This window comes from Acinetobacter sp. UBA3132 (genome assembly GCF_002364825.1).
GTDB lineage: Bacteria > Pseudomonadota > Gammaproteobacteria > Pseudomonadales > Moraxellaceae > Acinetobacter > Acinetobacter schindleri.
Genome location: NZ_DEZM01000071.1, coordinates 1 through 7,990 on the forward strand (window position 1 = coordinate 1; position 7,990 = coordinate 7,990).

8 protein-coding genes are annotated in these 7,990 nt (G+C 42.6%); 7 read left to right on the plus strand and 1 reads right to left on the minus strand.

All coding sequences use genetic code 11. The features are described from left to right. The first annotated feature begins 1,070 nt into the window (after positions 1-1,070). From ubiH to B4033_RS03195, 3 genes are all read left to right on the plus strand, one after another. Complete coding sequence (gene ubiH / locus B4033_RS03185; protein WP_108675895.1) at positions 1,071-2,279, plus strand: 2-octaprenyl-6-methoxyphenyl hydroxylase; 1,209 nt, start codon at positions 1,071-1,073, stop codon at positions 2,277-2,279. Beyond that, the gene (locus B4033_RS03190) at positions 2,276-3,517 is read left to right on the plus strand and encodes an FAD-dependent monooxygenase (RefSeq protein ID WP_286832057.1); all 1,242 of its coding nucleotides are present in this window, start codon (positions 2,276-2,278) and stop codon (positions 3,515-3,517) included. Before ubiH ends, B4033_RS03190 begins: the two co-directional genes overlap by 4 nt. A 174-nt stretch (positions 3,518-3,691) precedes the next feature. Then, the gene (locus B4033_RS03195) at positions 3,692-3,940 is read left to right on the plus strand and encodes a hypothetical protein (RefSeq protein ID WP_004810703.1); all 249 of its coding nucleotides are present in this window, start codon (positions 3,692-3,694) and stop codon (positions 3,938-3,940) included. 82 nt (positions 3,941-4,022) lie between these two features. Here B4033_RS03195 and rsmI read toward each other — a convergent pair whose 3' ends face one another. Next, positions 4,023-4,865 carry a 16S rRNA (cytidine(1402)-2'-O)-methyltransferase gene (gene rsmI / locus B4033_RS03200; protein ID WP_004810701.1) on the minus strand — a complete coding sequence of 281 codons (843 nt, stop codon included), beginning with the start codon at positions 4,863-4,865 and terminating at the stop codon, positions 4,023-4,025. Positions 4,866-4,875: 10 nt separating this feature from the next. Between rsmI and B4033_RS03205 the strand changes: the two genes are divergently transcribed. From B4033_RS03205 to B4033_RS03220, 4 genes are all read left to right on the plus strand, one after another. Then, on the plus strand, positions 4,876-5,835 hold the full coding sequence (locus tag B4033_RS03205; RefSeq protein ID WP_286832060.1) for a penicillin-binding protein activator: 960 nt from the start codon (positions 4,876-4,878) through the stop codon (positions 5,833-5,835). 5 nt (positions 5,836-5,840) lie between these two features. Next, positions 5,841-6,260 (plus strand): YraN family protein, encoded by a 420-nt coding sequence (locus B4033_RS03210; protein WP_076753258.1) that lies wholly within the window; start codon positions 5,841-5,843, stop codon positions 6,258-6,260. Positions 6,261-6,399: 139 nt separating this feature from the next. Continuing rightward, positions 6,400-7,083, plus strand: a complete 684-nt coding sequence (locus B4033_RS03215) for a BON domain-containing protein (protein ID WP_108675898.1) — start codon at positions 6,400-6,402, stop codon at positions 7,081-7,083. Further along, positions 7,073-7,954 carry an alpha/beta hydrolase gene (locus B4033_RS03220; RefSeq protein WP_108675899.1) on the plus strand — a complete coding sequence of 294 codons (882 nt, stop codon included), beginning with the start codon at positions 7,073-7,075 and terminating at the stop codon, positions 7,952-7,954. The genes B4033_RS03215 and B4033_RS03220 overlap by 11 nt, the downstream gene beginning before the upstream one ends. Positions 7,955-7,990: the final 36 nt, after the last annotated feature.

Here is a 7,990-nt window from a genome sequence, read left to right on the forward strand (position 1 = left end):
AAAAAAGTCTGACATTTCTGTGTCAGGCTTTTTTATATTATAAATGATAATCAACTAATTTATATTAAATGCTTTCAAGTTAATAGAGTTAAATTAATTTTCATATTTAATCTTAATTATTGTAGATTAGAGGTGTGATATTCCACATTTATAATAATTGCCATAATCCTTCATGAATTTCTTACTATATATCCAAATTATTTAAATAAATTTTCCGCTTAAGTTATATTTTCTCTGTTTATTATATTTACAAATATTTTTTTGAATTACATGAATTAATTTGTCACTTTCTCTTTTTATATAAGAAAACTCTGCCATTTTTTTAGGTCCGAAGAAAAATAAAAAAACAATCAGAGAAAATTCTAATATAATAATCAAGACCATATTTTTTAAACTTTGAATGAAGCTTGACATATTTTAAAGCTAAATTGCTAATAAATACTTTTTCAGTATTAAAATAACTTTTTCTGAAATCCTAAGATAATCTTTCTATTTTTACTCTAATTTGATCTTTATGCTCTAGCAGATAACTATCTGTCGCTTGAACATTTGTTCTATGCAATATCAAGTAAAATTCTAATTGACGATTAGAGTCTGATATCGGCAATTGATTGGCTTCTTCCTGTATAATCGGTTGATATTTTCAGGGATGTCATCAATTGGAAACGGTCCTAAATAATGCTCTCGATGTGGAACAAGCTGTGTTTTTACAATCAATTCAGGATTCTATTCCAAGTGACAACTTCTCCTTCCTCAGGGAGATGAGCTTGTTCTTTTGATGAACAGTCTGTAAGTGAGACAAGGCAGCCGGCTAAGATAAAGCATTTCTTTATTTGCATTGTTTTTCTCTTTAAGCTTTATTCTTGGATGGACTAGTTAAGGTTTATTTATAAAAAAACACAGATCTGTGCCAAATTTTATTTCTCTAAAGATTTAAGCGATTAACAAAGCAATATCAATTACAGCTAAACGACTAATTTATTATAAAAATAAAAATCTTTGAGGTAAGATTAAATCCAACATGATTAGACGTATCTAGATTTTATAGATACCCAGATAAGGATCAAAGCATGCAACAAGAAGTCATCATTGTCGGTGGTGGGATGGTGGGTTTAAGCCTCGCACTGATGCTGGCGAAAACCGGGATTGCGGTCAAACTGTTAGAAGCAATCCAATACCCAGATTATGATGATATCAATCTTGCTCCCTATCACTCCAGTTTCGATGCCCGTAACAGCGCTTTATCACGTCGTAGTGTACAGATTTATCAGGAGCTGGGTCTGTGGGATGCTTTACAGGAACATGCCACGCCGATTCTGGAAGTGAATATTACCGAACAGGGCAGCTTTGGTAAGGCACGTCTGATCGCTGAACAGGAAAAAGTCGAAAGCTTTGGTCAGGTGATTGAAAATGCCTGGCTCGGTCGCGTATTGCTGACACAAGTCAAAAAAGAGCCACTCATTGAACTGATCGATGGCGTGCAGGTGACTTCTCTCATCCAGGATAAAGACTTTGCTTATATTGAAGCACAGCGTGGCGAGACTGCTTTAAAACTGCAATCCAAACTGGTAATTGCTGCGGATGGTCGCGATTCTTTCTGTCGTAAGGCACTGGGTATTGGCGCATCGGTACACGACTATGATCAAGTTGCGATTGTCACAACCGTACAAACATCAAAACCGCATCAACATGTCGGTTTTGAACGTTTTAGTCCTTTAGGACCTTTGGCTTTGCTACCTCTTCCAGGCGAATACCGTCGTTCCGTGGTATGGCCAGTTCCTAAAGGTACCGAGCATGAATGGCTGGGTGATGAAAATGATCAGCACTTCCTGCACGCTTTACAACAGACTTATGGTGATCGTGCCGGAAAATTCCAGAAAACTGGTAAGCGTTTCAGTTTCCCATTATCGCAAGTCCTGGCAGAAAAGCAGGCAGTTGGTCGTGTGGTGTTAATGGGGAATGCAGCGCATACGATTCATCCAGTTGCAGGCCAGGGCTTTAACTTGTGTATGCGTGACGCTTATGTACTGAACCGTTATCTGGCAGAACAGCTGGAACAGGCGGCTGATCTGGGCGATGCTCAAATGCTGCAAGATTATGAAAAATCACGCTTGAAAGATCAGCAACGTGTGATTAAGTTCTGTGATTCAGTCGTACGTGGTTTTAGCAACCAGAATCCATTCCTGAAACTGATCCGTAATACCGGCTTGGTGGCTTTTGAAAATATTCCAGGCATCAAGCCACTTGTAGCCAACTATGCAATGGGACTCAAAGCATGACAGAACAAACTCAGGTATTAGATGCTGTCATTGTAGGTGGCGGGCTGGTTGGTGGCTTAACGGCATTATTACTTGCTCAAGATGGCGTACAGACCACCGTGCTGGATGCTGCACCGATTTTAGATACTGAAAAGACACTAAGTGTTGCCAATCCACGCGTATTGGCACTCAGCCAGGCCACTATTCATTTGCTAAAAACAGTAGGGGTTTGGGAAAAACTTGCACGTCAGCAGCCATATACAGGTATGCAGGTCTGGAATAAAAATGGTTATGGTGAAATCAATTTTGGTCAGCCTTCCAAGAAAACACCAAAAGTCGAGCAGGCGCTTGGTTCTATGGTTGAGCCAAGTATTCTGAACCTGGCCATTCAGCAAAAAATGCTGCAAGAACTGAAAGATTACCGCACACAGGTCAAAGTTAGCCGGGTAGAACGCGGGGTAGGAGTCTGGATTGTACACCTTGCCGATGGTACCCAGCTCAAAACCAGATTGCTGATCGGTGCAGATGGTGCCAATTCCTTTGTCCGTGAACAGGCCTTTATTGACATTGATGTCCTGGACTATAAACAGGCCGGTATCAGCTGTGTCATTAAGACCGCACAACCCCATCAGCATGTTGCACGCCAGATTTTCCTGGAAACTGGTCCATTGGCTTACTTACCGATGGCCAGCCTTAATCTGGAAGAGCAGGGACATTGGCAATCGATTGTCTGGACTTTGCCAGAAGATTATGCCGAAGAATATGCAGCCTTGTCAGATCAGGAATTTATCCAATTACTGACCCGAGAAAGTCATCACATGCTTGGTGAAGTGCTCGAAGCAAGCCCACGAGCAACTTTCCCGCTTAAAGCACGTGCGGCTCAGCAATATGTGCAAGATGGACTGGCCCTGATCGGTGATGCTGCCCATGTGATTCATCCACTCGCGGGACAAGGTGTCAATATTGGCTGCTTAGATGCGGCAGTGTTATGTGATGTGTTACTGCATGATAAAACGCGTGGCGTCTGGGCACATGAGCAAACCTTACAGCGCTATGAACATCTGCGTAAGGGGCAAAATGATGCCATGATGCACAGCATGTCTGCGATTGGCTGGATAGAAACCACTCAACTTTTCCCTGTGGTTTGGGCGCGTAATTTGGGCCTGAAACAGGTTGAACAGCTGCCTGTATTAAAAGATGCTTTTATGGCGCAGGCCAATGGCTTGGGACTGCTCAAAGATACCCGCTACGCCGTCTGACCTGAAATTGTTATTTTTTAAACAATCATATGTAAAAAGAAACGAATTTGTTTAAAAAAGATACGATTTTTTAATATTTGGCACTAGGCGAAACACAAAGAGATTGCTAAATTTCAGGTAATTTACAACCTAGTTTAAATGCACATGTGATGGTCATTTGTGGGGGACATGAATATGACAGATATGAATGAATATGATGAAGCAGAAGATGCTGTCGTTGATGATGATGAAGCGAAAGCAGCAGAGAAAGGCGCTGCTGAAGGTGATGAAGTTGTTAGTGATACAGACGTTCTGGAAGCTGAAACATTGACTGTGACAGCGAAGCTAAAAAAGCGTCAGGCACTTGAAGATGAGGTGGCCGCGTTCCTGGCTCGCGGTGGTCGAATTACTGAAGTGCCGGCAGACGATTCAGTACGCGAATAAGTCGTCTACCTCCTGAATATAAAAAAACACCACAGATTACAGTGGTGTTTTTTTCTGCCTATCTTTCTTTGGAAAAAGCTATTTAGTCATTGGCACCCGTCAACTCAAGTGCACGTTGGTAAGCCACTTTCTTTTTGATACCGGTTAGGTCGGCTGCCAGCTGGGAAGCGGCTTTCACGGAAAGATCTTGTAATAAACGGAGTAACAGTTTGTCGAGTTTTTCCTGATCCATATCTTTTTCGACAGTCGCTCCACCCACTACCAGTACGATTTCACCTTTTTGCTGGTTGGCGTCCTTGGCAATAAACTCAATCAATTCACCCAAGGTCATCTTTCGGATAGTTTCAAACGTTTTGGTAATTTCACGGGCAAAGCCAACCGGACGATCAGCACCAAACACATTCGCCATATCTTTCACACATTCCAGAATCCGGTGCGGTGCCTCATAGAAAATCATGGTCTGGGTTTCATCTTTGAGTTTTTCCAAATTGAGCAGACGCTGGCTTTGTTTTGATGGCAGGAAGCCTTCAAAGCTGAAACGGTCACTCGGTAAACCTACTGCGCTTAATGCAGCAATTGCAGCACAGGCACCCGGTACAGGTATCACACGAATATTGTGTTCCTGTGCAGCACGCACGAATTTAAAGCCTGGATCACTAATCAATGGTGTACCCGCATCACTGATCAGTGCCATGTTTTCGCCATTGAGCAAACGTTGAATAAGCTGATCTATCTTGTTGCTTTCATTATGGTCGTGGCAGGCTGTCAGTGGAGTGGAAATATTAAAATGCTTGAGCAATTGCATAGAAGTTCGTGTATCCTCAGCAGCAATAAGACTCACCGACTTCAACACCTCAATTGCACGATAACTAATATCATCTAAGTGCCCGATTGGAGTCGCAACAACAAATAACTGAGCACTCATAGGTTTCTCCATGTGGAATAAACAGAATTATAAAAAACGGAAGAATATTAAAAAAATATTGGGTTTGAGCTTATTGGGCTGCATCGGCAGCGTGCAAGCGGAAATTCTGGTCATTCTACCCGAATCTGGTCCTTTGGCGCGAGCTGCATCGAATATCAAACAGGGATTCATGAGTGCCTATATGGCATCCGGGCAAAAAGTGCCGATTAAATGGGTGAATTCTGATCAGAAGAAAATGTCACAACTACTGAAACAGTATGTCAATAAAAAGACGCAGCTCATCGTGGGGCCACTGGCACGTCAGGATATTGAAGCACTGGTTCAGGCCCAGCCCAAAGTCAAAACCCTGAGTCTGAATGACAGCATGAGCAGTTCACCTCAGCTTTGGCAGTTCAGTCTGTCTAAACGTGAAGATGCAATTGCTTTACAGAAGGTACTGACGAAGGATCGAATTCAGTATTTACAGGTACTACGTCAGCCCGGAAGTGAGACCGAGCATGAACTGATGTTGATGTCTTTGCTCAGTGTAGGGGATCTGCAAGTGGATATTATCGATATTGCACCAAAATCTTTGTCCTCTAAACAGGGTTTATTACTCATGGGCAATCCGGAGTGGTTGGCCGCAATGCGAAACCTGCCGAAGAAACGGCTTTATACCGTATCCAATGCGATTGACCAGCATATAACTTTGCCTAAAGGTATTAAATTTTGTGACGTACCTGCACTGTATACTCATGCCTGGCCAGATGTATTGAATGCCTATCAGCAGGCGCCGGTGCAGATGTCCTATCAGCGGTTAATCGCCTTTGGTGGAGATGCCTGGCAGATCAGTCAGCTGTATTTAAGTGACTATAAAGTCGAACAGCTACAATTCCAGGGTCGTACCGGACATATTCAGGTCAATGCTGAGGGACTGCGACGTATGCCCGCCTGCTTTGAATATACCAGCAAGGGCGTCAAGCTGATTTAACTATTATGCGTATCAGTCAGCAATTGGGAAAATGGGCAGAACAGCAAGCGCTTGCCTTGTTGCAGCATCATGGCTTTCAGTTGGTCCAAGCCAATTATCACAGCCGTTATGGTGAAATTGATTTAATCGTGCAACATGATCAAGAGCTGGTTTTTGTGGAAGTAAAAGCACGGGCAAGTACAGATTATGCCAATGCACTCGAGTCAATTTCCCTTAGCAAGCAGCGGAAAATGATGAAAACTGCTCTTCATTTCCTGCAAAATCATGAAGAATTTCAGCATTTTTTCTGTCGTTTTGATGTGATTTGTTTTGATTTTAATCAACATTTTGCAAAAACCATACAGCATGATTTTTGCAATTACCTTTATGATTCGCAATGGATTGAAAATGCTTTTACTTTTGATCAAGAGTTTATTAATCTTTGAACAACACAGGCTTTTCTTTGTGCGATTTTCTGTACAGAGATTATGGTAATGTTCAAGGAAAATAAAAGTTGATCAAGATTGCGCGACAGAATTTATTAAATTGAACAAAGACGTATTAAACAATAAGGAGTCTTGCTGAGTGGTTAAACGTATTGTAATAACAATGTTATGTGTCGCAAGTTTATCGGGCTGTGCCAGCTTTATTTCAGGTGGTACAGGCACGGCTCCTGTCGGTACGGATCAAGGGGCGCGTACCCTTGGACAGGTTTTTATCGATTCTTCAATTGTGCGTACTGCAAAAATTAATCTTTATAAACTTGATTCACGATTCAAACAGTCGCGAGTCAATATTGAGAGTTTTCATGGTCATGTATTATTGACTGGTCAGGTGCCAGATGCGCATCTGAAACAACTGGCTGAAGACAATGTCAAAGCCATGAGTGATGTGAAAGCCGTACATAACTTTATTACTATCGGTAACCAGATCAGTTATGGCACCATCATGCAGGATACCGCAGCAACGGCAAATACCCGTGGCCTGATCATGAAAGCGCCTGTAGTTGCAGACAGTAAGGTACATGTGCATACCGAAGATGGCGTGTTATATGTGATGGGCCGTCTAAACAATGCTGAAATTGCTGATCTCAATCAGGTGCTGGCGCAAGTCGGTAATGTCACTAAAATTGTGACCCTGATTGATAATGTAGAAACGCTCAGCAATTCAACCAGCCAAAACTTTGCGACTACAGCTTCATCAAGTGCCTTGATGCAAACTCCAGTTGCGATTGATCCTGATACAGTTGAACCAACTTATGCACAATAAGGTGCACTCTTTTAAAGCCAGGCTGTCGAGTCATCTGAACGTTGCAAGACAAATCTACCGGGATTTTCGCTTATATGATCTCGGTAGCTATGCGCTGAACCGTTTTACTCCCAAAGCAGGTTATAGCGCTGAACGGCATTTGGCCTATGGCCTTAAAGCGCGGCAGCGTTTTGATCTGTATCGTAGTGCACAGCCTTTGGCACATCGCCCCTTGATTGTCTTTGTCCATGGCGGTGCCTGGCTGCATGGGGATAAGAAAGAATATCAGTTTATTGGTGAGGCTTTTGCCCGTGAAGGCTATGACGTGGTGGTTCCAAATTACCATCTGGCGCCAGAACATATCTTCCCGCAATCTGTGGATGACTTGCATCTGCTTTTGGATCATCTGCACACTGCGGCAGCAAAGCTGCAGATTTCATCAGAGAATATTGTATTGATGGGACATTCTGCCGGTGCGTTTAATGTGATGTCAGCGGTGTACTATCCGCAGCCGCATAAAGCAGAGCGGCTGGCGAATATCCGCGCTATCATTGGTTTAGCGGGGCCTTATCATTTTGACTATAAGGATGATCCGATCTGTGCTAATGCCTTTGATCAGGCGGTGCCTTATCAGCAGGTGATGCCACTGTACTTTGTACAACCTCAGCCTTTGAAGCATTATCTGTTTATTGCTGAAAAAGACGATATCGTGGGACATTTCAATAGTCATGATCTGGATCGGGTATTAAAGCAACATGGTAACCATAGTCATGTGATCAGTATTCCAAAGCTCGGACACATTACTATTGTTGGATCACTCTCCAGCCTGTTTAGCCGCTTCTTTGTAACCAAGTCTAGAGTACTGTGGGCACTAGAAGATGCATTTAAATAATTCATTCTATTGAATGTAAAAAGCCCGGATTTAATA